Origin of the sequence: Paenibacillus glucanolyticus NBRC 15330, from assembly GCF_004000885.1 — a bacterium.
Classification (GTDB): domain Bacteria; phylum Bacillota; class Bacilli; order Paenibacillales; family Paenibacillaceae; genus Paenibacillus_AQ; species Paenibacillus_AQ glucanolyticus.
In genome coordinates, this window is the sequence record NZ_BIMC01000021.1 from 55,677 (window position 1) to 82,207 (window position 26,531).

The 26,531-nt window shown below is 51.5% G+C and carries 20 protein-coding genes; 6 read left to right on the forward strand and 14 right to left on the reverse strand.

Annotation, left to right across the window (positions count from 1 at the left end; all coding sequences use genetic code 11):
• Nucleotides 1–98: 98 nt before the first annotated feature.
• From PGL02S_RS23245 to uvrB, 3 genes are all read right to left on the reverse strand, one after another.
• Complete coding sequence (locus PGL02S_RS23245; RefSeq protein WP_228030139.1) at nucleotides 99–1,694, reverse strand: S-layer homology domain-containing protein; 1,596 nt, start codon at nucleotides 1,692–1,694, stop codon at nucleotides 99–101.
• A 260-nt stretch (nucleotides 1,695–1,954) separates the two neighbouring features.
• The gene (uvrA, locus tag PGL02S_RS23250) at nucleotides 1,955–4,825 is read right to left on the reverse strand and encodes an excinuclease ABC subunit UvrA (protein ID WP_006213011.1); all 2,871 of its coding nucleotides are present in this window, start codon (nucleotides 4,823–4,825) and stop codon (nucleotides 1,955–1,957) included.
• Nucleotides 4,826–4,927: 102 nt separating this feature from the next.
• Nucleotides 4,928–6,919 (reverse strand): excinuclease ABC subunit UvrB, encoded by a 1,992-nt coding sequence (gene uvrB / locus PGL02S_RS23255; RefSeq protein WP_006213012.1) that lies wholly within the window; start codon nucleotides 6,917–6,919, stop codon nucleotides 4,928–4,930.
• A gap of 308 nt (nucleotides 6,920–7,227) precedes the next feature.
• Between uvrB and PGL02S_RS23260 the strand changes: the two genes are divergently transcribed.
• Together PGL02S_RS23260 and PGL02S_RS23265 are read left to right on the forward strand one after the other, a co-directional pair.
• Nucleotides 7,228–8,022: a flagellar motor protein gene (locus PGL02S_RS23260; RefSeq protein ID WP_036639878.1), complete on the forward strand. Its 795-nt coding sequence runs from the start codon at nucleotides 7,228–7,230 to the stop codon at nucleotides 8,020–8,022.
• On the forward strand, nucleotides 8,006–8,818 hold the full coding sequence (locus PGL02S_RS23265) for an OmpA/MotB family protein (RefSeq protein WP_006213014.1): 813 nt from the start codon (nucleotides 8,006–8,008) through the stop codon (nucleotides 8,816–8,818). The genes PGL02S_RS23260 and PGL02S_RS23265 overlap by 17 nt, the downstream gene beginning before the upstream one ends.
• Before the next feature lie 254 nt (nucleotides 8,819–9,072).
• Here the strand turns inward: PGL02S_RS23265 and PGL02S_RS23270 are convergent, their stop codons facing one another.
• The 3 genes from PGL02S_RS23270 to PGL02S_RS23280 are packed head-to-tail and all read right to left on the reverse strand — an operon-like array spanning nucleotide 9,073 to nucleotide 12,394.
• Entirely contained in the window at nucleotides 9,073–10,236 is a 1,164-nt protein-coding gene (locus PGL02S_RS23270; protein ID WP_036639880.1) for an ABC transporter permease, read from the reverse strand.
• Nucleotides 10,229–11,410, reverse strand: coding sequence for an ABC transporter permease (locus PGL02S_RS23275; RefSeq protein ID WP_036639883.1), 1,182 nt, complete (start codon nucleotides 11,408–11,410; stop codon nucleotides 10,229–10,231). Before PGL02S_RS23275 ends, PGL02S_RS23270 begins: the two co-directional genes overlap by 8 nt.
• Nucleotides 11,411–11,455: 45 nt before the next feature.
• Entirely contained in the window at nucleotides 11,456–12,394 is a 939-nt protein-coding gene (locus PGL02S_RS23280; protein ID WP_036639884.1) for an ABC transporter ATP-binding protein, read from the reverse strand.
• 170 nt (nucleotides 12,395–12,564) lie between these two features.
• On the opposite strand from PGL02S_RS23280, the gene PGL02S_RS23285 reads away from it, so the two are divergent.
• Together PGL02S_RS23285 and PGL02S_RS23290 are read left to right on the forward strand one after the other, a co-directional pair.
• Nucleotides 12,565–13,752, forward strand: coding sequence for a sensor histidine kinase (locus PGL02S_RS23285; protein ID WP_107338605.1), 1,188 nt, complete (start codon nucleotides 12,565–12,567; stop codon nucleotides 13,750–13,752).
• A gap of 37 nt (nucleotides 13,753–13,789) precedes the next feature.
• Complete coding sequence (locus PGL02S_RS23290; protein WP_036639885.1) at nucleotides 13,790–14,440, forward strand: response regulator; 651 nt, start codon at nucleotides 13,790–13,792, stop codon at nucleotides 14,438–14,440.
• 82 nt (nucleotides 14,441–14,522) lie between these two features.
• Here the strand turns inward: PGL02S_RS23290 and PGL02S_RS23295 are convergent, their stop codons facing one another.
• The 5 genes from PGL02S_RS23295 to ftsE form a co-directional block, all read right to left on the reverse strand.
• The gene (locus tag PGL02S_RS23295) at nucleotides 14,523–15,842 is read right to left on the reverse strand and encodes a PDZ domain-containing protein (RefSeq protein ID WP_036639887.1); all 1,320 of its coding nucleotides are present in this window, start codon (nucleotides 15,840–15,842) and stop codon (nucleotides 14,523–14,525) included.
• A 106-nt stretch (nucleotides 15,843–15,948) separates the two neighbouring features.
• Nucleotides 15,949–17,418 carry a S41 family peptidase gene (locus PGL02S_RS23300; protein WP_006213021.1) on the reverse strand — a complete coding sequence of 490 codons (1,470 nt, stop codon included), beginning with the start codon at nucleotides 17,416–17,418 and terminating at the stop codon, nucleotides 15,949–15,951.
• 131 nt (nucleotides 17,419–17,549) lie between these two features.
• The gene (locus PGL02S_RS23305; RefSeq protein WP_006213022.1) at nucleotides 17,550–18,818 is read right to left on the reverse strand and encodes a murein hydrolase activator EnvC family protein; all 1,269 of its coding nucleotides are present in this window, start codon (nucleotides 18,816–18,818) and stop codon (nucleotides 17,550–17,552) included.
• A 27-nt stretch (nucleotides 18,819–18,845) separates the two neighbouring features.
• On the reverse strand, nucleotides 18,846–19,754 hold the full coding sequence (gene ftsX, locus PGL02S_RS23310) for a permease-like cell division protein FtsX (protein ID WP_006213024.1): 909 nt from the start codon (nucleotides 19,752–19,754) through the stop codon (nucleotides 18,846–18,848).
• Entirely contained in the window at nucleotides 19,744–20,430 is a 687-nt protein-coding gene (gene ftsE / locus PGL02S_RS23315) for a cell division ATP-binding protein FtsE (RefSeq protein ID WP_006213025.1), read from the reverse strand. Before ftsE ends, ftsX begins: the two co-directional genes overlap by 11 nt.
• Before the next feature lie 206 nt (nucleotides 20,431–20,636).
• Between ftsE and PGL02S_RS23320 the strand changes: the two genes are divergently transcribed.
• Nucleotides 20,637–22,073 carry a VanW family protein gene (locus PGL02S_RS23320; RefSeq protein ID WP_036639889.1) on the forward strand — a complete coding sequence of 479 codons (1,437 nt, stop codon included), beginning with the start codon at nucleotides 20,637–20,639 and terminating at the stop codon, nucleotides 22,071–22,073.
• 68 nt (nucleotides 22,074–22,141) lie between these two features.
• Here PGL02S_RS23320 and PGL02S_RS23325 read toward each other — a convergent pair whose 3' ends face one another.
• Together PGL02S_RS23325 and PGL02S_RS23330 are read right to left on the reverse strand one after the other, a co-directional pair.
• A complete protein-coding gene (locus PGL02S_RS23325; RefSeq protein WP_006213027.1) occupies nucleotides 22,142–22,876 on the reverse strand; it encodes a hypothetical protein in 735 nt (244 codons plus the stop codon).
• Between the two features lie 69 nt (nucleotides 22,877–22,945).
• Entirely contained in the window at nucleotides 22,946–23,674 is a 729-nt protein-coding gene (locus tag PGL02S_RS23330) for a bactofilin family protein (RefSeq protein WP_006213028.1), read from the reverse strand.
• Between the two features lie 295 nt (nucleotides 23,675–23,969).
• Between PGL02S_RS23330 and PGL02S_RS23335 the strand changes: the two genes are divergently transcribed.
• Nucleotides 23,970–24,743 (forward strand): alpha/beta hydrolase, encoded by a 774-nt coding sequence (locus tag PGL02S_RS23335; protein ID WP_006213029.1) that lies wholly within the window; start codon nucleotides 23,970–23,972, stop codon nucleotides 24,741–24,743.
• A 210-nt stretch (nucleotides 24,744–24,953) separates the two neighbouring features.
• On the opposite strand, the gene argH is transcribed toward PGL02S_RS23335, so the two are convergent.
• Nucleotides 24,954–26,369 carry an argininosuccinate lyase gene (gene argH / locus PGL02S_RS23340; RefSeq protein ID WP_006213030.1) on the reverse strand — a complete coding sequence of 472 codons (1,416 nt, stop codon included), beginning with the start codon at nucleotides 26,367–26,369 and terminating at the stop codon, nucleotides 24,954–24,956.
• Nucleotides 26,370–26,531 lie beyond the last annotated feature (162 nt).

A 26,531-nucleotide genomic window follows, 5' to 3' on the forward strand; every position in this document is an offset into this window, starting at 1 on the left:
TCTGTCCCCAAAAATGAAAAAAAGTCATAAAATTTTCTCATTTTTAACCAAATTGTCAGACTTCAGTATGACTTTCATCATGGCTGTGGCCCGTTATTTTAGGGAATGTAATCGGGTTGGGGCTGCTTGGAGCTCTCAAGCGGCACATCTGCAGGATCAAGATGATGTCCTCCATCGTCCTCCGTGACCGACTCCGGTTCGGCTGTCATTTCCTCTTCCAAGTCATCATTAGGCAAGGCTACGGACGGGTCCGTGATCGTGATCCGATCCTCCGGATCCTTTTTGACATCGAGGGCAACCTCATTGGACGGTTCACTGCTTACGTTCAGTCCGTTAACAGCGACCACATAAATGGTATACCTGCCAGACGGGCCAGCTAACATATTGAGATTTGAGATGAGATACGCACGGTTATCTAACAGATCATCATTTAAGCGTGATCTCGATCCGTCGGTTCCTATGTAGTAAACATTATATTTAACGCCTTCCTGTGCATCTGACCAGGTTAGACTAATGGATTCCTCTTCCTCATTTAGAATAGCCTGAAGACCCGATACTTTATTCGGCCGGCTCGAAACTTCGCTGGAATAACCGCTCTTGCCGATCCTATTGACAGCTTCTATGACATAGAAGGTCGGCTCCTGATGAGTTGCGTTCAATATCACATAAGAACCCGCCTCCACATTCGCTCCGTCTGCCAATAACGTATAGCCTGCCCCCGGCTGTGCACTGGAATAGACGTTGTAGGTCTCGCCCTGTCGCTGAGTCCAGGTCAATTGAACCTGACCATTCACATCATGAAATTTCACATTATTAGGAGCTGAAGGTGGTGTTGTCGGCAGCTGTGATTGTAACGGCCCCTGCGATTCCGTTCCCGATTGCGGTGAATGTGGCTGCGCACCTCCTGAAGGTACTTCTGCTGCTTCTCGGGAAGGCGTCGCAACTCCATAGATGATCGGTAGCGTATCCTCTGATTGAGTCTCCTGCTCTTTCTCTGGCTGAGAATCCAGCTCTTCCTCGGGAGTATCTAACTCGCTCTCGGGGGCATCCAGCTTGATCTGCTCTGCCGCTTGCAGCCATTTGAAGGTTGCCGCGGCGGCGGCTTCCCTTGTAACTGTCCCCTTGGGGCTAAAACCATTTGCGGTTTCCGGGAAGAGACCTAGTTCCAGCGCAAGTGCTGTAGCATCCTTTGCATATTCGCTAATCGAAGGATCATTAGTCTTCTCCTGCAAGGTTCCCTCATGCAAAATTTCCTTGCCGGTAATCTCTTGCAGGGCTCTCTGGCATAACACGGCCATATCCTGCTGTGTCAGCGGTTGTCCCAGTCCAAACCTTCCGTTTCCGACTCCCATGACGAGTCCCTTATTCACCGCAGCTTCTATAGCGGAGAAGGCATAATGATCGTTAGACACATCCTTAAATGTAGCCCTCTCGGGAGGATTGCCTGTACTCAGATTTAACGCATTTACGATCATGATAACAAAATCCTGCCGGCTCACGCTTTCTTTCGGATTGAACTCCTCGTACCCGTCACCTTGGAGCAGCCCGCTGTCTGCTAACCGGAGAATGGCATCCTTTGCATAGGATGGATCGATATCTGAAAAAATAACGCCTGCTTGAGCACTAGTGGATGAGTTTATGTATAAAGCACTTGCTGCCAGAGCAATCAGCATGGAATAGGTGTACCTCTTCATACAATCCCCCCATTAATCAAAATCACCAAGATCATACCATATCCTGGAACGGGATGGTATTGGAGGAATATATGAAAATACACAGTATATTCCTTCACCGACTACTCCATTCTCTAAGCTGCTCTTGGATAAGAAAAAAAGAGCCCCCGATTATTCCATCGGGTGCTCCTTCTCAGACAACCTCTTGTTCATTGGCTGAAGTTATTTGTTGATATCAATGCCAGCGCAATCCCCTTCAGCATGGGAAGAAAGCCGAACTACTATGAACGCGCAGCCTCAACCTTGTTCAGTTCCTTGGTTCGCTTCGTATCACGTTCCAAGACCGGCTTCAGGTACTTGCCTGTATAAGACTCCGGCACCTTGACCAATTCCTCAGGCGTACCTGTGGCAATGATCGTACCGCCACCGCTGCCGCCCTCTGGACCAAGATCGATCAGATAATCCGCCGTCTTAATGACATCCAGATTGTGCTCGATGACCAGGACGGACTCGCCGGATTCTACCAGGCGGTGGAGCACAACTAACAGACGGTCGATATCGTCCACATGCAGGCCGGTTGTCGGTTCATCCAGGATATACATCGTTTTCCCTGTGCTGCGGCGGTACAGCTCAGATGCCAGCTTCACGCGCTGGGCTTCACCGCCGGACAGCGTTGTGGCAGGCTGGCCCAGCGTAATGTAGCCCAAGCCAACATCCATCAAGGTTTGCATTTTGCGGTGAATCTTCGGAATGTTCTGGAAGAAATCCGTTGCATTCTCAACCGTCATCTCCAGCACTTCGGAGATGTTCTTGCCTTTATATTTGACTTCCAGCGTTTCACGGTTATAGCGCTTGCCCTTACATACTTCGCAAGGAACGTAAATATCCGGCAGGAAGTGCATTTCAATCTTGATGATTCCGTCCCCGCGGCAGGCCTCGCAGCGTCCGCCCTTCACGTTGAAGCTGAAGCGGCCTTTCTTGTATCCGCGAATCTTCGCTTCATTCGTCTGGGAGAAGATGTCCCTGATATCGTCGAAGACGCCTGTATAGGTAGCAGGGTTCGAGCGAGGCGTACGGCCGATCGGAGACTGGTCAATGTCAATGACCTTCTCGATATGCTCGAGACCTTTCATTTCACGGTATTTCCCTGGACGCACCTTCGCCTTGTTCAAATCGCGGGCCAGCGTTTTATACAGAATCTCATTCACCAGCGTTGATTTACCGGATCCGGACACGCCGGTTACCGCAGTAAACACGCCAATCGGAATTTTCACGTTGATATTCTTGAGATTGTTTTCTTTCGCGCCCTTGATCTCAAGCCAGCGTCCATCAGTCTTGCGCCGCTCGCTGTTAACCGGAATGAATTTGCGGCCGCTCAGATATTGCCCCGTCAGAGAATTAGGGTCCTTCATAATCTCCTTCGGTGTTCCCTCCGCAATGACCTGGCCGCCATGGATGCCAGCGCCTGGACCGATATCGATGATATAGTCCGCAGCCATCATCGTATCTTCGTCGTGCTCTACCACAATCAGCGTATTGCCCAAATTCCGCATATGCTCAAGGGTGGAGATCAGTCGGTCGTTATCCCGCTGGTGAAGTCCAATACTAGGCTCGTCCAAAATGTACAACACGCCCATCAGGCTCGATCCGATCTGCGTGGCTAGCCGGATTCGTTGTGCTTCCCCGCCAGACAGCGTTCCCGCTGAACGGCTGAGGGTGAGGTAATCCAATCCCACATTGACCAGGAATCCCAACCGGCTGTGAATCTCTTTCAGGATGAGGTTGGCAATCTGGGTTTCTTTCTCGCTGAGTTCCAGATGATCGAAGAATTTCAGGGAATCCCCGATCGACAGACTGGAAACGTAGGCCATATTGCGCTCATTGATCGTAACGGCCAGGCTCTCCTTCCGAAGACGATGCCCTTTACATACGTCGCATGGCTTGCTGCTCATGTAGCCTTCGATGTACTCGCGAATACCTTCGGAATTCGTATCCCGGTAGCGGCGTTCCAGATTCGGAATAATTCCCTCAAAGGTCACGTGCGCTTCCTTGCGCTGACCGAAATCATTCTCATAACGGAAATGTACCTTCTCTTTGCCCGTGCCATATAACAGCTTATTCATCTGTTCCTGGGTCAGGGTGCTGACCGGCTTGTCCTGCGGAATGCCGAAATGCACGCAGACCGATTTCAGAAATTGCGGATAATAGGTGGAGGTGCCTCCACTCCATGCGGCAAAGGCGCCTTCTTCTATACTTTTGCTCATATCCGGCACCAGCAGCTCCGAATCCACAATCATCTCCACACCCAAGCCGTCGCATTCCGGACAAGCTCCGAACGGGGTGTTAAAAGAGAACATCCTCGGCGTCAGCTCTTCCATGCTGAAACCGCAGATCGGGCAAGCGAAGTTGGAGCTGAAGCGCAGCTCCTCTTGTCCCATAATATCAACCAGAAGCTGGCCGCCCGACAGATTCAATGCCGTCTCGATCGAATCGGCAAGACGTGCCTCAATATCTTCCTTGACCACGATCCGGTCAACCACAACCTCGATCGTATGCTTCTTATTCTTCTCAAGCTCGATGCTGTCCGACAGATCACGCAGCTCCCCGTTGACACGAACCCGGACAAAGCCCTGCTTCGCAATATCGGCAAACAGATTCTTATGCTCGCCTTTGCGTCCAGAAATGACCGGTGCCAGAATCTGCAGTCTCGTCTTCTCCGGATACTGCATGATACGGTCTACCATCTGTTCGACCGTCTGGGAAGTGATCTCCACGCCATGCTCCGGGCAATGAGGATGTCCAATGCGAGCGAACAGGAGTCGCAGATAATCGTAGATTTCCGTTACGGTACCCACCGTGGAACGCGGGTTGCGGCTCGTCGTTTTCTGGTCAATCGATATCGCAGGCGATAAGCCGTCGATGGAATCGACATCCGGTTTTTCCATTTGTCCGAGGAACTGGCGGGCATAAGCGGACAAGGATTCCACGTAACGACGCTGACCCTCGGCATAAATGGTATCAAATGCGAGCGAGGATTTGCCCGAGCCGCTAAGACCTGTAAGAACAACGAACTTGTCACGAGGTATCGTGACGTCGATATTTTTCAGATTGTGTGCGCGGGCGCCTTTGATCACAATATTTTCACTTGCCAAACGATATCATCTCCTACTCCATATGGCATGCATGTATAGCTGTATTTATTTCACAAAGAGAACGACCGCTTGGCCGTCCCCCTTGACATTCTTCAACCCATATTATTCAGCCTGCAGCTCCAGAAGGGCATCACGAAGCTCTGCCGCACGCTCGAATTGCAAATTCTTTGCGGCTTCCTTCATCTCGGACTGCAGACGCTGAATCAGATTCTGACGTTCTTTCTTCGACATCTTCTGTCCTTCGCCCACCAGATAATCGGTCTTGCCCTCTGCAACCTTCGTTGCTTCGATGACATCGCGGATCTTCTTGCGGATCGTCTGCGGCGTAATGCCGTGCTCCTCATTATAAGCGACCTGAATGCTGCGGCGACGTTCGGTTTCCTTGATCGCCCGATCCATGGAATCGGTGATCTTGTTGCCGTACATGATAACTTTACCTTCCGAGTTCCGCGCAGCCCGACCAATCGTCTGGATAAGGGAACGGTCAGAACGGAGGAAGCCTTCCTTGTCCGCATCCAGAATCGCAACCAGGGAAACCTCTGGCAGGTCAAGACCTTCCCGTAGAAGGTTAATACCCACCAGCACGTGGAATGTACCAAGCCGCAGATCGCGAAGGATCTGCATCCGTTCCAGCGTTTTGATGTCGGAGTGCATATAACGAACCTTGATCCCGATCTCCTTCAAATAATCGGTCAGATCCTCCGACATTTTCTTCGTCAGGGTGGTCACGAGCACACGCTCATCGCGCTCCACCCGGTCATGGATCTCGCTGATCAGGTCATCGATCTGGCCTTCTGTAGGACGCACATCGATGATCGGATCAAGCAGTCCTGTCGGACGGATGATCTGCTCAACCATCGTCTCGCAGTGCTCCATCTCATACGGACCCGGCGTAGCCGATACGTAGATGATCTGGTTCACCTTCTCCTCGAATTCCTCGAACTTCAGCGGCCGGTTATCCAGCGCGGACGGCAACCGGAAACCATGGTCGACCAGCACGGTTTTGCGCGCACGGTCACCGTTGTACATCGCGCGGATCTGCGGCAGGGTCACATGCGATTCATCAATGACAAACAGCATATCGTCCGGGAAGTAGTCCAGGAGTGTATAGGGGGTTGCCCCCGCCTCTCTGAAGGTCAGCGGACCGGAATAGTTCTCGATGCCGGAGCAGAAGCCGACTTCCTTCATCATCTCAATATCATAACGGGTGCGCTGCTCCAGTCGCTGCGCTTCCAGCAGCTTGCCTTCCGAACGAAGAAGTTCGAGACGCTCTTCCAGCTCCCGTTCGATATTGACAAGCGCTACCCGCATCGTTTCTTCACGGGTAACGAAGTGAGATGCCGGGAATATGGCGACATGGTCGCGTTCTCCAACCAGCTCGCCCGTCAACACGTCAATCTCTGTGATCCGTTCAATCTCGTCGCCGAACAACTCAACGCGAACGGCATGCTCCCCCTTCGAAGCAGGGAAAATCTCGATGACGTCCCCCCGAACGCGGAATGTGCCGCGAACGAAGTTGATATCGTTCCGCTGATATTGGATGTCAACAAGTCGGGACAAAATCTGATTTCGAGGTTTCTCCATACCCACCCGCAGCGAAAGCAGCAGTTCACCGTACTCATGCGGCGAACCCAAACCGTATATGCAAGATACACTCGCCACAATGATGACATCGCGTCGTTCGAACAGCGAGCTTGTTGCAGAGTGGCGTAGCTTATCAATCTCTTCATTAATACTGGAGTCCTTCTCGATATACGTATCAGAGGAAGGGATATAGGCTTCCGGCTGATAGTAATCGTAATAACTCACGAAATAATCCACCGAGTTGTTCGGGAAGAATTCCTTGAACTCACTGGCCAGTTGAGCAGCCAGCGTCTTGTTATGTGCAATGACGAGTGTCGGACGGTTTACCTTGGCGATTGTCTGCGCGATCGTAAACGTCTTACCCGTTCCTGTTGCACCCAGCAGTGTCTGATGCTTCTTCCCTTGGTGCAATCCTTCGACCAACGCATCAATAGCCGTGGGCTGGTCGCCCTGCGGCTGGAATTCAGACTCGATCTCAAAGGATTTGGTACTGACAACTAAATCGCTCATTGCCCTTCATCACCCTCATACTCTAAAATTAAATTCATGCTAAAAGATATGTCGAAACTTCCCGATGATATATTATGGGAAATTAGTGGTGTCTACTTAGGGAATAAGAATATTTGTTCCCGTCTCATTATACCCCTTCCCTTTTTTTGATGCAAACAGTTTAATGAAAATTTCAATAAGTTCCAGTTCCCGTTGTCGGGATTTCAACTTATAGAGTCTGGCAGACTTCATGGCCCGCATTGAACAAGCTTTATATCAAACTTATGACTTCATGAATTTAACTTCCTTAAAGGAGATGGTACAGCGTTATGGATATTACGATTATTTTTGGCATTCTCGCCGGTCTCGCCGCGTTGATCGGGGGATTCTTATGGGAAGGCGGTCATCTGAGCGGTCTGCTGCAAGGTGCGGCAGCCCTTATCGTATTCGGCGGCACCATAGCCGCCGTCATCGTCAGTTTCCCTGCCACCCGGCTCCGCACCATCCCTGCTGCGCTCAAGCTGGCCTTCGGCCGCAGCGAGCGTTCGTCAGAGAAGCTGATTGACGACATCGTCGATATGTCGGTAACAGCCAGAAGAGACGGCGTGCTGGCGCTGGAGCGCATCTCGGCCGACCACGAGGATCCGTTCCTTCGGGAAGGCATGCAGATGGTTGTGGACGGCAACGACCCTGAAATGGTGCGGCAAATCCTGGAGCTCGATATCAATGCCGCCGAGCAGAAGCATGAAGGCTATGCCAAAATTTTCGAATCCGCCGGGGAATATGCCCCTACCATGGGCATCATCGGTACCGTCATGGGATTGATCCATGTATTGGGCAGTCTGCAAGACCCAACCGATCTCGGCCCTTCCATCGCTGTTGCATTCACCGCAACTTTATACGGTGTTGCGAGTGCCAATATTATCTTTTTGCCCATTGCATCGAAGATTAAAGCACGCTCCGAAGAAGAAATTGCAAACATGGAGCTGCTGCTCGAAGGAATTATGGCTGTTCAGAACGGCGAGCACCCGCTGTTGGTCCGCAAAAAGCTAGCCTCCTTCGCTTCCGCTGGCACCACGGATACTCCGTCCTCAAGGGGGATCGCGCATGAGACAGCCGAATAGACGGCGGCGCAACCGTAAGCAGGATGGAAGCGATCAGCGCGACCGCTGGATGATCACCTATGCGGATCTGATTACGCTGCTCCTGATCTTTTTTGTTGTAATGTATGCCATGAGTCGGCTGGATACGGAAAAATACAAACTGGTCACCCAGTCCCTGCAGGCCACCTTCCAGAGCGGTGACAGCATCCTGGAGATGGGTTCGGGCATTACGGGCACAGCCGATACGGAGAACCATAAGAATCCGCCGCCACAAACAGCCGTCACTGAGGATAAGGAGGAAGATAACGGGGAAGCACCTTTAACCGAGCGTGAGCTGGCCTTCCGAGCCCAGGAAGAGGAACTTGCGAACTTTATGGGACTCATTCAGCAGTACGTGAAAGACAACCAGCTGGAGGAGGACATCTTCATTTCGGATGAGCCCCAGGGGATTGCCATTACGTTAAGCGACCGCTTCCTGTTCGATGTCGGGAAGGCCGAGCTTAAATCCGGGGCTGCCCCGGTGCTCGGCAAGCTGGCAAGCCTGTTCGGCGATTTGAATACAACGGTAAGCATCGAAGGGCATACGGACAACGTGCCGATTGGTCGCCACTCCAGCTACAAGGATAACTGGGAGCTATCCGGCGCCCGTGCCATGTCGGTGCTGAGATTCTTCCTGGAGGACAGCAAGCTGGACCCGGCAGGATTCCAGTACGCTGGTTATGCCGATACCCGTCCGGCAGCGGACAACGCCACACCCGAAGGCAAACAGAAAAACCGCCGGGTTGAAATCACGGTGTTGAGACAGCTGAAGCAGTAGTCTCGTTCTACATAGTGAAGGGTGGATTCAGCTGATTCTTCACATATTCAAACAGGTCCAACACACTCAAGATGACTTGGGTACCGTGTTGTCGCAGCACACTTTATATTCCATGTAACAAGCGCCCGGCAGACTGAATCCATGTACATTCAGATCTGGCCAGGCGCTCTTTTTTATATGAAAATCACGAAACCCAATAATTATGCCGGCAACGACGATATCTCTGCAGTTAACAAGGATTTAAAGCCTTGCGCCTAGGCGCCATGCCCTGCCCCGCTCTCGCTTGGCCGCAAGACAACAGACCCTACAGCCAGCAGAATGACAGCCATCAGCCCAAGAACCGCAAGCGGCAAACCGATATCAGACAGCGTCCCCCCCGTAGCTGCCGTCTCCACCGCCTCGATCGCCCATTTTTGAGGAATGAAATTGGCGATTTTCTGCATGAAGTCCGGCATGATGGCAAGCGGCCAGAAGCATCCGCCCAGCATACAGGTCGGTGTGACGATCATGGAATTGATCATCGCCGCATTTTGCCCGTTCCGGATTAACCCGGCTACCGTGCTGGCAACCCCTAATGAGACCAGCATGAAAGCCATCAGAATGAGGAAGTGCAGCAATAACGGGATACCGTAATCATAACGGAGTACATACCGGCTGAGAACAAGCACAATCACCACCTGCAGCGAGCCGACTACCAAGCTGCCCAAGAAATTGCCCAGAGCAATTTGATAAGCTCGCACAGGTGCCGTATAGATGCGCGATAGTGTTCTCTGCCTGCGGTCATCCATAATCATGGATACCACGCTGGAGATCAGGGTCATCATAAACATCAGGGTAAACCCCGTAACGTTGGAGAGCCCCGGTCTGGCATATAAATTTAAATCGGTAACCTGCGTATCCACCCGGTTCTGTGCAGACTGCCCAATCACCTCTTCCAATGCCATCATGGGATTCACACTTGGACCTGAGGTCTCCCGGATCAAGGCCGCAGTGCCGCTCAGGCGCGTTGCCGCTGAATCCGCCGTCATTCGAATCATAACCGAAGCTTCCGAGGTTGATATTTCGTACACCTTCACCGTTGACCATTGTCCTTCCAACAATGCATCGCTGAAGCCCTCCGGTATATAAACACCTACCGTGCTTTTATTCTCTATCAGCTCTTCCTTGAGCGTACTTTCGGTCACAGATTGCTTCAGTACATATTGTCCACTACGCTCCAGTTCGCTTATCAGGTATTGACCCGCGGGCCCCTCGTCCTCATTCACGTAGGAGACCAGAATGCTTGCGGCTGTCGTCTGCCCCATGAGAAACACCGTCAAAGTAACGACCACGCAAGGGACCAGCAGATAAACGATCCAGCCCCTTTTTCGCCCAAGCGTCCGCCTTACCATATGCCAGGCAATGGTCAAGCTATGCATGGTATCCCACCTTCCTATACATAAACATGGCTGCAGCGGACAAAGCTGCGGTAATAGCCGCCAGCATGCCGACACAGGTAATAATCAAATGCACTTCGCTATCCAGCATCATCCGGAGCATGCTCTGCATAGCCCAATGATTAACGGTGAAGGCTCCGATCTTCTGGAAGAACTCCATAGGCAGCGGCATGAAGCCTCCACTGACAAACGTCATAGCGATAATGATAGCCTGCATCAACCCTCTGGCCCCTGCAGCTGTCGAAGAAATTAGCGTTATGAACGTGGCAATGGTCATGGACGATAATGCAATTAATACACAGACCATCGTGAGCAGAAAGGGGTGAGGGCCCCATTTCACGCCATACAGCCACATGGACCCTAGCACGATGGCCGCTGCCTGTGCAAGTGTAATCAAAGTGCAGCCGATAATTTTCCCTGCAAATATGGTTCCGGGGGTCACCGGTGCGCTTTGCAGACGATAAAGGGTCTTGCTTTCCCGCTCTCCCAGCAGACTGCTGCTTGCCATCAGGCCCGAATATAGCAGAAACATAATCAGCATGGCAGCTGCGTAGTATTGCGCCGCCGAATACGTGGATTCTTTCTCACTCAGCTGCCCGATCGTAATGTTCGGTCCGGGTGTGGCCTCAACAGGCGCTGCGGCTTGTGCCGCAAGAACCTTATCTCGGCCCAGAACAACGGCCTCCGCCTGTTTGTGATTGGCATCTGCAATAAAGGTTTTAAAGATGGTGTCAGCCACCAGATTGAGATTACGGTCCCTTCCCGGCAGCAATTCAAGTTTTACTTCGTCTCCCTGGTCCATTCGTTCATCAAAAGAAGCTGGGGTCACTACCGCATAATCCACCTCGCCCCTGCGCAGCTTTCCTTCCGCCTCTTCACGGCTCGCAACGATCTCTTGTACCAGAATGTCTTGTAGTGCCGGTGTATTCATCAGAGCCTGAATGCTTTTTGGCAGCTGGCCCCCATCCGTAGGACTCAGGACAACTCCTACCCTGACCGGTTGTTGTTTAAATTCCTGATCATTACCGAACCAGCCCGAAAGTGCGTTGCCTAATATAAAAATAAGGATCAGCGGCAGCAAAAATTGGTTAATTAGCACCGAGCGGCTGGTAACCATCCGCCTCAGCTCAAACCAGGCGATAATCATCATATTCATCTCCGGTATTCCTCCTTCATAGATTCCCAGACGTAACGCATGTGTTTAATCGCGGAGCGTCCGCCCGGTCAAACTGAGAAACAACGTTTCGAGGTCCGGCTCCTCACACTGCAAGGTTCGGAGAATGGTATCATGTTTACTGCAGATGAACAGGATATCCTGCAGCTCATTCTGGGCCGAAGGCACATAGACCTGAATCTCGCTGTCATTCTGCGTAACGCGCCTTACACGCGGATGAATCGTCAGTTGCTCGATCAAGTCCTGCGTTATCCCATCTGCGGTAAGGATGATTTTCTCCTCATGGGCGACACGCGCCCGAAGCTCCTGCTGCGTTCCGCAAGCGATGACATGACCTTGATCCATAATCGCCACCCGGTCACTGATCGCGGCAACTTCCTCCATGTAATGACTTGTATAGATAACGGTAGAGCCCATACGGTTCAGTGTCTTCACTGATTCCAAGATATGATTGCGCGACTGCGGATCAATTCCCACCGTTGGCTCATCCATGATAATAAGTTTCGGACGGTGCGTGATCGAGCAGGCAATGTTCAGTCTTCTCTTCATCCCGCCGGAGAAGGTTGACGGCCGTTCTTTAGCCCGGTCCTGCAGCCCGACAAACTCCAGTGCCTCCTCCACCCGTTCCTTCAGCAGATTGCCGCGCAGTCCATACAATTTCGCAAAAAAAGTGACATTGTCCCAAGCGGACATCTCTTCATATAGGGCCAGATCCTGCGGCACCAATCCGATTCTCCGCTTCACTTCCAGCGGCTGCTCTTCAATCGAGATACCGTCAACTTTAATGCTGCCCTGGTCCTTCGAGAGAAGCCCGCAGATCATGTTGATGGATGTGCTCTTGCCGGCCCCGTTCGGTCCGAGAAGCCCGAAGATCTCGCCTTCATTCACTTCCAGGTTCATATGGTCCACCGACAGCTTGCTACCGTATCGTTTCACGACATCTTTCATCTGCAGAAAGACCGCCATCATCACCAACTCCATTTCTTTCGTATCTATCCGTTAAGTTCATTTTATCTAAGACCCTCAGCTCTTGAAGGTAGAGGAAGTCACCTTATACGGGTGACGAAAGTCATCTCCTTATGTAAAACATCCTTGTGATATAATGAAGCCAATCGTGTGTACGGTTTGATTTTATTATGGAAAAGGGTGCTTATCGCATTGTGACCTCCCCACTCACCTATCTGCGCTACGGCCTGATTCTCCTTCCCGCTGCGGCTGATATCTTTCTGCAGCAGCTCGACTATTATGGAGAATACATGGTGTACTTTCTGCTCTTTCTGGCCCTTACAGTGTTAAGCCGCTTTGTACGATCCCCAGCCTATCTAAGAGCAGCGGTGCTGCTGGAGATGGCGCTGTCCCTGTGGTTATGCCATCAATACGGCTTCATGATGGTCTTCCTGTCCGTGTCTGCATTATGTGTCTATCTGCCCTTGTTTCAGGAGCGGTCAAGCAAATTCTGGATGGCAACCGCCCATCTCGTGCTGCTGAACATCGCCATTACCGATTATGATCCACTGCTGATTACAACGGCCAATCTCCTCTTTCTGTTTCTGGCCGTAACGTTCAGTCATATCCATCGGATGAATCAGAAACAAGTTGACCATATTCAGTTATACGACGAGCTCAAGAGACTTCATTTCCAGCAGGATGAGGCAGGTAGACAATTGCTGCAATTCGCGCATCAGGTAGAGAACGCGGCACAGGTGGAGGAACGCCACCGCATCTCGCGCCAGCTCCATGACGACATCGGCCACCGGCTGATTCGCGTCAAAATGATGATGGAAGCCGCCCTCCAAGTCGTACCTCATGATCCGGCCCGAGGTATGGATATGCTGCATCAGATCCGTGACCAGTTAGGACAGAGCATGGAGCAAATGCGCACGGCTGTAAAACAAATGAGCCCCGGCAGACGTATTGCTGACGATTATTCCTTGAGTCGGCTGCTTGAGGAAACGGGGAGGGAGACCGGAATCGAAACCGAACTTATCCTGCACGGCATGCCCTATCCGCTCTATCCTAGTCAGCAGGTGGTTCTGTATAAAAATGCCCGAGAAGCCATAACCAACGCCATCCGCCATGGCGAAGCCGGACGGGTTGAAATCTTGCTTCACTACGGGGAACAGGAAATTCGAATGGAGGTTTCCAATAACGGGGAGGTCAAAGAGACGGTCGCCCATGCGGCTGTCCCTGAACGTCAAGGCATCGGTCTAAGCGGCATGCTTGAACGAACTCAAGTTGTTGGTGGGACGTTAGAGATACGGCGAACGGCACCTTTTACCGTCATCACCCGGCTACCTGTCTATCGAAAGAGTGAGATTGTGTAATTCGATATCTATATTTTAGTAAAGGTCGTGGACATCCATGATATCAGTTCTGATTGTAGATGATGACCCGTTTATTCGAGAAAGTCTGAAGTTGCTGGTAGGGATGGACCCGGATATTGAAATCTCCGGTGTCGCGGCACACGGCGAAGAAGCTCTGGCTTTATTGGAGGGTGGACTTACGGCAGACGTGATCCTCATGGACATCCGCATGCCGGTATGCGACGGCGTTGAAGGCACGCGGCGAATTCGCCAACAACACCCGGGCACTCGGGTACTCGTGCTGACGACATTCGATGATGATGATTACATTGTGGAAGCGCTGCGGAACGGGGCCAGCGGATATCTGCTCAAAAACATTCCGCCGGACCGGATCATCCAGGGTATCAAAACGGTATACGACGGTAACATGCTGATCCATCCGGATATTGCCCGCAAGCTGACCGGCATGCTCCGTCCTGCACCCCAATCGGTCTCCCAGTCTGATGTTCTTGGATCATTAGGTCTTACCCCGGCCGAGAAGAATATTGTCGGCCTTATTGCAGAAGGCCTGTCCAACAAGGAAATTGCCGGCCAGCTCTACTTAAGCGAAGGTACCATCAAGAACTACGTAACCGAAATATTAGGCAAGCTGAATCTTCGGGACCGGACGCAAATCGCTATTTTTTATCTAAAAAAAGTGCAGGCTTAGACCATTTCGCATTCTGCGTTAGCATATAAAGTCAAATAAAACAGGCCCTTGTCCATAGGACAAGGGCCTGTTAATTGTTCATTCACGAATGGAATCCTGCATCTTCGGAGCCACCGGGCGTCTTGCCCTCAGATGATCCTCGCTTGCTGCGAAGATGAAGTTTATTCGCTAGCAGGGTCAGCAAGCTTACCGGCTTCAAACCTACCGCTATGCCATCCCTCGGATCCGGAGCAACGATGGCTCCCAACTGATGATGATCGCCCGCGTAAATCGCACGCTGCAGGAACTTGCTCTCGCCTTGATGGTTCTGAACCTCCAGCTTACAGAAGGCCGAATTCTGCCGCAGCGCTCCATGCAGCTGCTCCTTGCTGTGAATCAGTTTGCCATTCACCTTCAGAATCGTCTCTCCCGCAAGAATGCCAAGCTCGCTTGCCGGGCTATCCGGAAGGACTGCGAGTACTCGCAGTCCACGAATCGGATGCACAAAGATCGGGCTTCGCTGCTGCTCTTCATAACGGCTGTACCACACCAAACCTTCATGGAGCAGCAGCGCTGCTAATGCAGCCACGATCATAAGCGGCGTCCACCACTCGGCCAGCAGGCTCAATGCCAGCACGGTCGCCGCATAAAATACAAGCCGTTTCGCCGTAATTCCCGCCTTCTCCTGCGGCAGCATGCTCTGCGTCATTTCCCCGAAGCCAATCACGACCGGGAGCGCCATCATCGTAAAGCCGCCGCTCCAGGCATCGCCCCCGAAGAATGGGGTCCACGGCAGCACACTGCCTCCGCCAACCGCGGGGACAAGCAAGAACAGGGGCAGCGGCCAGAAGCTCTGCATATGATAGCCGCCCACAAGTCTGCCGCGCTTTCCTTCCAGAAACAGAGGGGTTGCAAAGCCCGAGCCTTGGAGCCTGACCAGCATGGCTTCTGCAAAGTGCAATACGGCGGATAAAGCCAGCAATGCCGGGATATCCAGACTAAGGATTGTCGTCGTTACATGGCTGATCCAGCCGTCTGGCTGCCAGTTCGGAAACCAGCCTAGGACGAACTGGAGGATGCCAAGCAGCCCGATGGAATAAGCAAAGCATAAATACCGAATATGAAACAGCATCAGAATCAGCGAAGTCACCCAAATGCATAGGATGGCTTCCAAACTTAACGATATACCCAGGAAGGCCACAACGATGGAAACGGCGATGCCTGCCAGCACCCCACCGAGAAACGTCCGCCAGGTCTGAATTCCCCAAGAATGCAGCTTCACATGGAACAGCTTACGCTCCACCAGCACCTGCCTTCGGTAAAACAGCATCACAAACAAAATCGAAATATAATAAAAGGGCTGCGTCAGCAGTTGTATGCCTGCGTCTATCCCATACATAAGCAGTTGTTTCAATGTCTCCAACAGCTTGCCACGCTCCTTTCAGCTCTAAAACGTAGTTCAAAATTCAAGAAACACTTCAACTGAACATGCACCTTAAAAGAAAAAAGAAGGCTAAAATTCAGCCTTCTTACTTGTTCGACGCCTTTGTGGCGATTTCCTTCCGAACCTCGGCAATTCCGCGATTCATTTGATTATCCTCTTTCGGATCCTGAATCTTCTCGATCAATGCGGCCTCCAATGCCTCGGCTGTCGCGGTATTAATAATACCATCCGCTTTCAGCTTATTCTTGCTCTGGAAGCTCTTGACCGCCTTCTCCGTATTCCGATCGAAGTAACCATCCGAACGCCCTGTCTTATAACCAACCGCTTCCAGCATGATCTGTGCGTTCTTGACATCGGTGCTGTTTGCATCGTACGCATAGGTTTTCTTCTTATCGATTGGTGCAACCGTGAAGTACTCCGGCTGCGACACCTTAATATCCGGTTCAATCCCCTTCTCATGGATCCAGGTTCCGTTAGGCGTCAACCACTTGGCAATTGTCACTTTCAGTAAACTTCCATCGCCAAGCTGCTTGTCAAAGCTGGTTTGAACGGTCCCTTTACCGAAGGAATGCTCGCCCATCAGGGTAGCTCCTGCAGATTGCTGCAGCGCGCCTGCCAGGATTTCGGACGCGCTCGCGCTTCCCTTGTTCATCAGCACCGTGATCGGATAGGATTTGGCTTCACCGTTCGAAGGATGCTTCTCCCGCTTCTTATCCTTATCCTCTACCTGAACAATCAGTTCGCCTTTAGGCACGAACTGCTCTGCAATATCGATCACCACGGACAATACGCCGCCCGGATTGTTCCGAACATCAATCAGCAGTCCCTTCATGCCCTGACCTTCCAGCTTCTTGAGTTCTTCTTCAAAGCGTTTGCCTGTATTCAGAGAGAATTGGGAAATCTCAATGACGCCGATACCGCCCTTCTCCATACGGGCAGATACGGTTTCCAGATCGACATCATCGCGAACGATCACATACTCGATCGGCTGTTCGGATCCTGCACGCTTAATCTGAAGAACGGCCTTGGAGCCCTTAGGTCCGCGAATCTTGTTTACGGCCGCATTCAGCTCAAGCCCCTGCAAGGACTCGCCATTAACGGAAAGAATGGCGTCTTTCGCCCGAATCCCTGCTTTATCGGCAGGAGATCCCTTGATCGGTGATACGACGATCACATTGCCGTCTACAGAGGAGACCTCGGCACCGATTCCCGTGAAGGAGCCTTCAATGCTCTCTTCAAACTGGGCTGCCGTCTCTTTTCCCATATAGTTGGAATACGGATCCTCCAGGGCTTCCATCATACCGTTGATGGCGCCGTCAATCAGCTTCGACCGGTCGATATCCTTGTAATAATTGCTTTCGATGAGGTCAATCGCTGTCCCCAATTTCTTCGCTTCAGACTGCTCCAGTCCATTCTTGTTCGCTATACTGGCCAGCAACCCCTCGCCGTCTCCGGTCTGACTGGGAGCAGGTAGCTGAGTCAAAGCCATCGTTAACAGTCCGCCGCACAACAGGGCAGCTATGACCAGAAAGACAGCCGTTCGTTTTTTCAGCAAGTACTTCACCGCCTTTGTACGTTTCAACTGCTAAACACACGGGGAATCCCGTCCACCTAGTATATGATTGGCTTGCCGGGAATATTTATACAGCGGTCTGAAGGTTATATAGTATCGGTCATAAGAATCAGTTACAGATACGGCGAAGGATTAACCGGTGATCCGTTGACCCGAACTTCAAAGTGAAGATGCGGTCCTGTGCTCTGGCCAGTGGAACCCACCTCGGCAATCTTCTGCCCTCTGGACACCTTGTCGCCTTCGCTGACCTTAATGCCGCCATTGCGGATATGTCCATATAAAGTCCACACACCGCCCCCATGATCAACAATAACACAGTTTCCGTAACCGCTCCACCACTCGGCCAAGATCACCGTGCCGCTCTCGGCTGCACGGATCTCGGTCCCTTGCGGAACAGCAAAATCCTGACCTGTATGCATCTTGCCGACTTCACCCGTTACCGGGTGCACGCGCGGTCCATAACCCGAAGAAAGTCTGGCACCGGAGACCGGAATCGCGAATGGGCCACCGTTTCCTGTGTATCCACCGCCGCCCTTGCTTCCGCCGAGGGTTGTCGCTTTCGCTCTCTTCGCTGCGGCCGCTTTGGCAGCCGCCGCTTTACGGGCTGCTTCCTCAGCAGCCAGCTTGTTCTTTTCCTTCTGCAGGTCGGAACGCTTGCTCGCCAGGGCAACCAGCATTTTATCCTGCTCCTCAGTCAAGATGTCAGCATCCTCGATATCCTGATCGTACTGGGCCAGAAGAACGCGCTTCTCCTGTTCCTTCTCGTTCAGAATGCTCTTGCGGTCTTCCATCTGACCATACAGATCTTTGGCTGTAGCATATTGGCCTTCAAGTTCCTTCTTCTTATCAATGACCAGCAGCTTGTCCTGCTTATGCTGTACGAGCAGATCCTGGTCCTGATCCACGATGGATTTCAACGAATCCGCGCGCTCAATGAAATCACTGAAGCTGGTCGAGGAGAGCAGCACATCCAGATAGGATACCTGACCATCCATATAAATGAGACGAATCCGGGATTCCAACAGCTTTTCACGGGATGCGATGCGCTCCTCCGCCGCTTCAAGCTCCTTTGTTGTTTTTTTCAAGGAATCTTCCGTTTGGTCGATCTTCACGGAAATTTTGGTTAATTCATTACTGACGATACTGATTTGCTCCATGACGTATTTCAGGTTCTGGTTCGTTTTATTCTTATAATGCTGGGCTTCTTGTTTATCATCCGCAGCCTTGTTCTTCTGTTGCCGTGCTTGCTTGACCTGCTCCTGAAGCATTCTCAACTCTTTATCTACGTCGGCAGTGGTCTTCTTCTCAGCTTGTCCGACATTCGGTTGGATCATAACAGTGGCCAGTAATAAGGCTGCTACTCCTGCGGCGATTTTCTTCAAGTTTCGCTCCCCATCCTTTACCTTGTTTTATACTTTCAAAAATTTACGAATCGACATGGTACTTCCCCAGACGCCAATCACGATACCCAGCCCAACAATGATGGAGCCGATCAGCGGCCACAAATCCCCCAGCGGGATTAGGCTCTGTGCCAGCGTGATATCGGTTTGCGATGCAGCGTACAAACGATCGTAACCTACAAACAGCAGAACAACCGTTACAATCGACCCAAGCAGGCCGATCATGGCACCTTCTACGAAAAATGGCCAGCGGATAAAGTTGTTCGTGGCGCCAACAAGCTTCATAATCCCAATCTCCCGGCGGCGTGCTAGAATCGTAACGCGAATAGTGTTCGAGATCAGGAACATGGACATCAGACCGAGTCCTGCTACGAAAATAAACCCGATATTCCGAACCGTCTTCGTAATCTTAAACAGGGTCTCTACCGTTCCTTCGCCGTACTTGACGCGCAGGATCGGCTCCTCCGTATACTTCTGGTTCAGCGCGGTAATCTTGTCGGCTACAAAGCCGACCGTTGTTGGCTGAATGACGGAAACCTCAAATGCATCCGGCAGCGGATTCTGGTCCTTCTCGCTGAAGCCTTCCACCCATTCCGAGCCCAGGCTTTCCTCAAGCTCCTTCATTCCATCTTCCTTGGACACAAACTTTACGGCACTAACCTCCGGCATAGCCTCGATTTCACCCTTGATGGTTTCACGCAGCTTTTCATCCACGTTGAGATTTAAGTAAGTATTGATCTGCACATTGCTATCTGCTTTATCGGCTAATGCGTTAACATTCATGACCAGCAGCATGAAAACACCCAGTATAAACAAAGACACCACGATGGAAGTAATCGATGCGACCGACATCCATCCGTTCCGGAAAACGCTCTTCGCCCCTTCCCGCAAGTGCCGCAAGAAGGTTCTAAAATTCATACCCGTAATCTCCTCTCTGCTGGTCACGGACGATCTGTCCATGCTCAATCGCAAGGACGCGTTTGCGCATGGTGTTGACGATATCCCGGTTGTGGGTTGCCATCACAATGGTGGTTCCCCTGAAATTAATCTCATCCAGCAGCTGCATGATCCCCCAGGAGGTTTCCGGGTCCAGGTTGCCGGTAGGCTCGTCCGCAATAATGACGGACGGGTTATTCACGATGGCTCTTGCAATCGCGATCCGCTGCTGCTCACCGCCCGAGAGCTGGGAAGGCTCGCGGCCAGCCTTGGCTTTCAAGCCCACAAGCTCCAGCACCTCCATCACCCGTCTCTTGATGAGACGCTGCGGCGCCTCGATAACTTCCATGGCAAAAGCTACATTTTCGTAAGCAGTCAGCTTGGGCAGCAGGCGATAATCCTGAAAAATAACCCCGATATTTCGGCGAACATAGGGGATTTTGCGCTGCTTCAGCTTCCCGATATTAAATCCGTTAACCGAAATTTGCCCCTTGGTGGGCACTTCTTCTCTATAGATAAGTTTCATAAATGTCGATTTGCCTGCACCCGAAGGTCCGACAACATAGACGAATTCATTACGATTGATCTTAACGGAAACTCCTTGAAGCGCATGGGCGCCGCTTGGATAGGTCTTCCATACGTCCTGCATTTCAATCACTTCATCACTTCCCAATCCATAATTAGCCATTATACTTTCGACAGTATCCATCGAATTCCTTTAAAATCCATGAAAAATCCTCACGACATCGTCTATTGTAACAAATTTGTTACCTTTTGAGTACCCGAAAGTTTAAGCCCACCGTGACATATACATGAACAAGTGCACGAACTGCGGCCAATACGAAGTTAAGAAGGTGGTTTCCAATGAAAAAAATTCATCTCGGTCTCATCATTGTCATCAGTTTTGCTCTTCTCCTCTCCGTCGGATTCGGTCTGTTGACGATGTATGTGAATCAGAAGGAACTCCCGAAGGGGGTCGTTCTCTCCGGCTGGCAGGTAGGCGGCAAACCCGCCGATGAGGTGCTCGCCGAGCTGGATCAACGGCTGCAAGCGATGAGTACGATGAAGGTGAAGCTGGCGGCGGAGGCCTTGAAGGGTCACACGGAAAGTTTTAGTCTGCAAGATGCCGGTGTTCAGTTCAGCGCAGCCGATTTTCAGGATGCCATAGCCAAGATGTCTGAAGGATCACTGTGGGATCAGGTACTGTACAGACGCCATTTTCAATTGGAGTGGCATATATCAACCGACTGGAACCGCGATACGTTGAAGAAGCGGCTGAATGAAGACTGGCAAAAGGAGCGCTTTGGCGAACCGGTCAATGCGGTCCGAAGCATTTCCGGTGATGACGTTGTCCGCTATACCCCGGAGAAGACGGCCTACCGCATCGAGTGGGCGGCTTTCTATGAAGGGTTCAGCGCTGCGCTTCCGGATGAACGCCAGTTTACAGAGCCCAGAGGCGATGAAGAAATCACGGTACAGCTGCCCTTGATCCGTCAGAAGCCCCCGGTTACAGTAAAATCGCTGCAGGATGAAGGGGTGGAGCGTAAAATCATCGAATTCTCCACTGATCTTGGCTCCAGCGGACCCGGACGGGTTCATAACGTAACCGCGGCTGCCAAAGCCGTGGACGGGATGATTTTGAAGCCGGGCGATGAATTCAATTATGCTCATGTTATAGATACCGCGAAGAAGGAGTACGGATTTGAAGAAGCTCCCGTTATCGTTAACGGCAAGCTTGTCCCGGGCATAGGCGGCGGGATCTGCCAGGTATCCAGCACGGTCTATCATGCTGCTCTGCTCCTGGGACTGGATATAACCGAACGACGCAATCATTCCCTTCCGGTCAACTACCTGCCCAAGGGGCAGGACGCCACCTTTGCCGAGGGCGCCATTAACTTCAGGTTCCGGAACAACACAGGCAAACATCTGCTGATCCTTTCCAGCGTGTCAGACGGAAAATTAACCCTGAAGATGTTCGGTACCTTCCCGGAGAATACGGAGTATGAACTGGTATCCACCACCATCGAAACCCTGCCTTCCCCAGAGAAGGTCATCCATAATACCACGCTGCCGCCAGGACTCAAGCAGGTAGTCCAGAACGGGAAACCTGGCTATGTGGTCGAAACCTACCGAACCAAGAAAGTGAACGGCAAGGTCGTGGAGAACGTGAAGATATCCAAAGACACTTACCGCGCGCAAAACAGCATCGTTGCGATCAATCCAACAAACGAAGTCCAAATGCCGGAAGCAAAAGAATCGCCAAAAGAGGAAGTGGTTGAGGACGGAATCAGTACACCTTAAACATTGACATAACTGAAAAAAGCCCGTATACGCGAACTCACGCGAATACGGGCTTTTAGCCTTAAAAATCATATGGAATCTATTTTATAAAAATCTTTGACAACGGCCTTGGCATCTGCACTGAAAGTCTCAGTATATTCCACCCGGTCTATGGTGCAGCCTTTACCAATATGCACTCGGCTGCCCCTGACAACAGACGCTCTTGTATTCTCCAAGCGAATCTCCTCGCCTACGATCCGCTCGGCATTCAGATGCCCCCTGCGGGATGAATGAAACAACTTCGCCAGCTTCGTCGGCGCTACCGTGATCATGCGGCTTCGAATTTCAGGGACACTTGAAATTTGCTTGATTAACGTTAAGTTCAATTCCCTGGCCTGTACGTGCCCATTCACGCTTAGCGTTCCCCGAACCGTCATCTGCTCTGCTTCCACATTGCCTTGAACGGTAACCGTGCCATTCACGACCCCCTTGACGAAGAACAGATCCATCCCTGTACTCAGATCTCCATTCATACCAATGTGGCTGATCCTTGCGTTTCTTCCAGCATCAAGACTCCCGTTAATGCGGATACGCTCCATTTCTACATGGTCAGAGACCTTTAGATGACCGTTAACCCGTGCCAGCCTTCCGAGCAGGCTTCCATTGACAATGGCGCTTCCATTACAGCGCAGCAGATGGCAATCAGTATCTCCGTTAATGACACCTTCGCCGTTAATTCGCAGCCTTCCCACGACACCGCCGCCAACGGTTCCGTCACCCATAATAGAAATACCGGGTCTTTCCACAGCCGTATCATTAACCACTCTTCGCCGCCTCCTTGATTCCCACCTAATCGGCCTTAACCTGAATGCTTATGGCATGGTTAAACTAACTTAAAACCGCCGGGATGCTTTGACTTCTGCCTCCGGATGCTGCGTCAATTCGTCTCTGTATTCCACTTGCCTTACCTCGCATCCTTTGCCGAGAATCACCCGGTTACCGCGGACAATATCGGCCTCGATATATTCTAAATCCAAGATATCCCCTTCAATAATCCGTGCCTCTACCCGCGCTCCCTTTAATGGCAGGGACAGCATTTCCCAGAGGCGCTTCCCCTTCTTGCGGATGGTAATCCGGTCTCCCACGATTTCTTGAGCGGAACAGCGACCAAACACTCGAATATCCGCTGTTCCTACATGCAGACGGCCATCAATCTTAAAGCCTCCCTTAAGCGTGGCCGACTCACTCCGAACATCCCCACGGCTTCGCAAATTTCCGTTCACTTCAAGCCTCTCGGATTCCGAATCTCCGTGAATGCTGCAATGTCCGCCAATAACAATAGAACGGCAGCGCAACCCTTCCTTCAGACTCAAGCTGCCGGCAACATTCAGTTCTTCAGCGTCTACAGCTCCCTTGATGCTTCCCGAACCGTTAACGCGAATTGTACGTGCGGCTACAGCTCCATTCACACTCATCGTTCCGTTACCTATTAATTCCTCGCAATCCAGATTTCCGTTCACCTGCCCTGCACCATCAATTCTCACCTTGTTATACTGACCGCCGCTTGAAGTTCCCGTTCCCGATATTTTCAGGTCAGACAAGTTTTCGTTATGTGGTATCATGTTAATCCTCCTCTGGATTTAAAAGTAATGACCGTATATATATCAACTACTGCCTGCAACGTTATTTATTTCTCAAGTATTTTTCATTACTTTGCACCGTTTAAAGTCATAATCTCCCTCTAAGATACCATAGTGTTGCTATTCATAAAACAGCCCGATGACGGAACTTAGTCTCGGTCTTGAGACCGAGGCATTTTCATACGAATTTCTTGGAGAATGGGCAAATAATTATGATATGATTCTGATATGCACGTCGTTGATCTCTCATATGTAAAAATGAAAGGGGATACATATCATGGCTCTTATGACTTGTCGCTTTTTTTCGGAGGTTCTCGGTCTCAGCACGTCCATGACCGTCATTCTGCCTCAGCAAACCACATCACAGATCGGGATGACCAACCATGCCAAAAGCGGGCTTCATCCAACGCTGTTCCTGCTGCATGGTTTATCTGACGATGATTCCATTTGGCTGCGCAGAACCTCCATCGAACGCTATGTCGCCGAGATGGGCATTGCTGTTGTTATGCCGCAAGTACACCGCAGCTTCTATACGGACATGGAATACGGAGGTAAGTACTGGACCTTCATCAGCAAAGAACTTCCGGCCATAGCCCGTTCTTTCTTCCCGCTGTCGCATGCCAGAGAAGATAACTTCGTTGCAGGCTTATCCATGGGCGGGTACGGTGCATTCAAGCTGGCGCTGCGCTGTCCGGAATCTTTTGCCGCGGCGGCCAGTTTATCTGGAGCACTCGACATGGCAGGTCATATCGAAAGAAATGAAGCCTTGTTTGAGCACCAATTAGTCTACGGAGAACGGGACATCACCGGCACCGACAACGACCTGCTGTGGCTGCTTCAGGAAGTGGACCGCATGGAAGGGCCAAAACCCCTCCTGTATCAATGCTGCGGAACGGAAGACTTCCTGTATCAGGACAATCAGGCCTTCCGCAAGGCTTGTGAAGGAACGTCCCTTGATTTCACATATCAGGAGGGACCGGGCGGCCATGATTGGGGCTATTGGGATACCCACATTCAGGACGTGCTGAAGTGGCTTCCACTGAAGGCCTGAGAAACAGAAACTATGACATGAGAATACCGGAGGCGCTGATTGGTTGAGCGAAGTATCCATGGAGCTATGCCTGCTTCGAATCGGGATTCGAAAGCCTGTACCTGCTGCCTGCTTCTCATGCTTATGATACAAAAAAAGATGGATCGGCACATGGTTTGTGCTGATCCATCTTTTTTATTTTAACCTTGCCCTCTGTGTACGTTACTCTACTTACTCTACGTTTCCTTGACGAACGTTCAGCCACTCTTCCGTCGCTTGTTGTGTCTGCACGGAACGCTCGATCGCAGCCTTCACCTGACTGGTTGCCGTACCACCGTACACATTACGCGCATTAACCACCGTCTCGGGCTGAAGCACATCGTAGATGGAGTCATCGAACAGCTCCGAGAACTGCTTGAATTCTTCCAGCGTCAGGTCCAGCAAGTACTTGCTGTTCTGAATGCAGTACAATACCGTCTTGCCGATCACTTCATGCGCCTGACGGAATGGAAGTCCCTTGCCGACCAGGAAGTCCGCAATATCCGTTGCGTTGGAGAAGTCGGTATTCACCGCCTCCCGCATGCGGCCCTTGTTGACCTTCATCGTTGCGATCATCGGAGCAAACAGCTGCAGTGCACCTTCCAGCGTGGCCACCGTGTCAAACATGCCCTCTTTGTCTTCCTGCATATCCTTATTGTAAGCAAGCGGAAGCGACTTGAGGACGGTAAGCAGGCCCATCAGGTTGCCGTATACCCGACCGGTTTTGCCGCGGACAAGCTCAGGTACATCCGGATTCTTCTTCTGCGGCATAATGCTGCTGCCTGTGCAGAACGCATCGTCAAGCTCGATGAAATTGAACTCCGTGCTGCTCCAGAGCACCAGCTCCTCGCTTAAGCGAGACAAGTGCATCATGATGATGGATGCATCCGAGAGGAATTCCAGAATAAAATCACGGTCGCTGACCGCATCCAGACTGTTCTCGTAAACGCCGTCAAATCCAAGCTGCTCCGCCACGAAATGACGGTCAATCGGGAACGTTGTGCCGGCAAGCGCACCCGCTCCAAGCGGAAGCACGTTAATGCGCTTGTAGCTGTCGATCAAACGGTCGATATCCCGCTGGAACATGGACACGTAAGCCATCAAATGATGAGCGAACAAAATCGGCTGCGCACGCTGCAGATGCGTATACCCTGGAATGATCGTATCCAGGTTATCCTTCGCTTGTCCGATCAAGGCGGTCTGCAGCTCATGCAGCATACCAGTCAACGCCACAACACGGTTACGCAAGTACAGATGCATGTCTGTAGCCACCTGATCGTTGCGGCTGCGGCCTGTGTGCAGTTTGCCGCCGACAGGTCCGACTTCGTCGATCAGATTTTTCTCGATATTCATATGAATATCCTCATCCGATACAGAGAACGCAATGCTGCCTTCACGAATGCGCTCTAGCACCTTGTTCAAGCCTGCCTTGATCGTCTCCACATCCTCTGCCGGCACGATGCCGCATTTGCCCAGCATGGACACATGCGCAAGGCTTCCCTGAATGTCCTCCTCAGCCAGCTGTTTGTCAAAACCGATGGATGCCGTATACTCCTCCACCAATGCGTTGGTCTGCTTCGTAAAGCGTCCGCCCCATAACTTGCTCACAACACTTGCCCCTCTCTGTTTAAGGCAGAGGGCCGCTTCCCGCTAGAAGCCCCACCTGTTCCCGGTATCACGAGAAACATCGGAGCTCCCAAGCATGAAAACGGCCTTCAGCCTGTTCATTACTTCTCGATCCATGCATCTGTACATGGTCTATTGCCAAAT

Excerpts from the sequence above, each read along its gene's own strand:
- PGL02S_RS23330 (WP_006213028.1), bottom strand. The coding sequence starts at position 23,674 with ATGATACCACATAACGAAAACTTGTCTGACCTGAAAATATCGGGAACG.
- PGL02S_RS23270 (WP_036639880.1), bottom strand. The coding sequence starts at position 10,236 with ATGCATAGCTTGACCATTGCCTGGCATATGGTAAGGCGGACGCTTGGG.
- PGL02S_RS23260 (WP_036639878.1), top strand. The coding sequence starts at position 7,228 with ATGGATATTACGATTATTTTTGGCATTCTCGCCGGTCTCGCCGCGTTG.
- PGL02S_RS23320 (WP_036639889.1), top strand. The coding sequence starts at position 20,637 with ATGAAAAAAATTCATCTCGGTCTCATCATTGTCATCAGTTTTGCTCTT.
- PGL02S_RS23245 (WP_228030139.1), bottom strand. The coding sequence starts at position 1,694 with ATGAAGAGGTACACCTATTCCATGCTGATTGCTCTGGCAGCAAGTGCT.
- ftsX (WP_006213024.1), bottom strand. The coding sequence starts at position 19,754 with ATGAATTTTAGAACCTTCTTGCGGCACTTGCGGGAAGGGGCGAAGAGC.
- PGL02S_RS23285 (WP_107338605.1), top strand. The coding sequence starts at position 12,565 with ATGGAAAAGGGTGCTTATCGCATTGTGACCTCCCCACTCACCTATCTG.
- PGL02S_RS23275 (WP_036639883.1), bottom strand. The coding sequence starts at position 11,410 with ATGAATATGATGATTATCGCCTGGTTTGAGCTGAGGCGGATGGTTACC.
- PGL02S_RS23290 (WP_036639885.1), top strand. The coding sequence starts at position 13,790 with ATGATATCAGTTCTGATTGTAGATGATGACCCGTTTATTCGAGAAAGT.
- PGL02S_RS23265 (WP_006213014.1), top strand. The coding sequence starts at position 8,006 with ATGAGACAGCCGAATAGACGGCGGCGCAACCGTAAGCAGGATGGAAGC.
- PGL02S_RS23335 (WP_006213029.1), top strand. The coding sequence starts at position 23,970 with ATGGCTCTTATGACTTGTCGCTTTTTTTCGGAGGTTCTCGGTCTCAGC.
- uvrB (WP_006213012.1), bottom strand. The coding sequence starts at position 6,919 with ATGAGCGATTTAGTTGTCAGTACCAAATCCTTTGAGATCGAGTCTGAA.
- PGL02S_RS23280 (WP_036639884.1), bottom strand. The coding sequence starts at position 12,394 with ATGGCGGTCTTTCTGCAGATGAAAGATGTCGTGAAACGATACGGTAGC.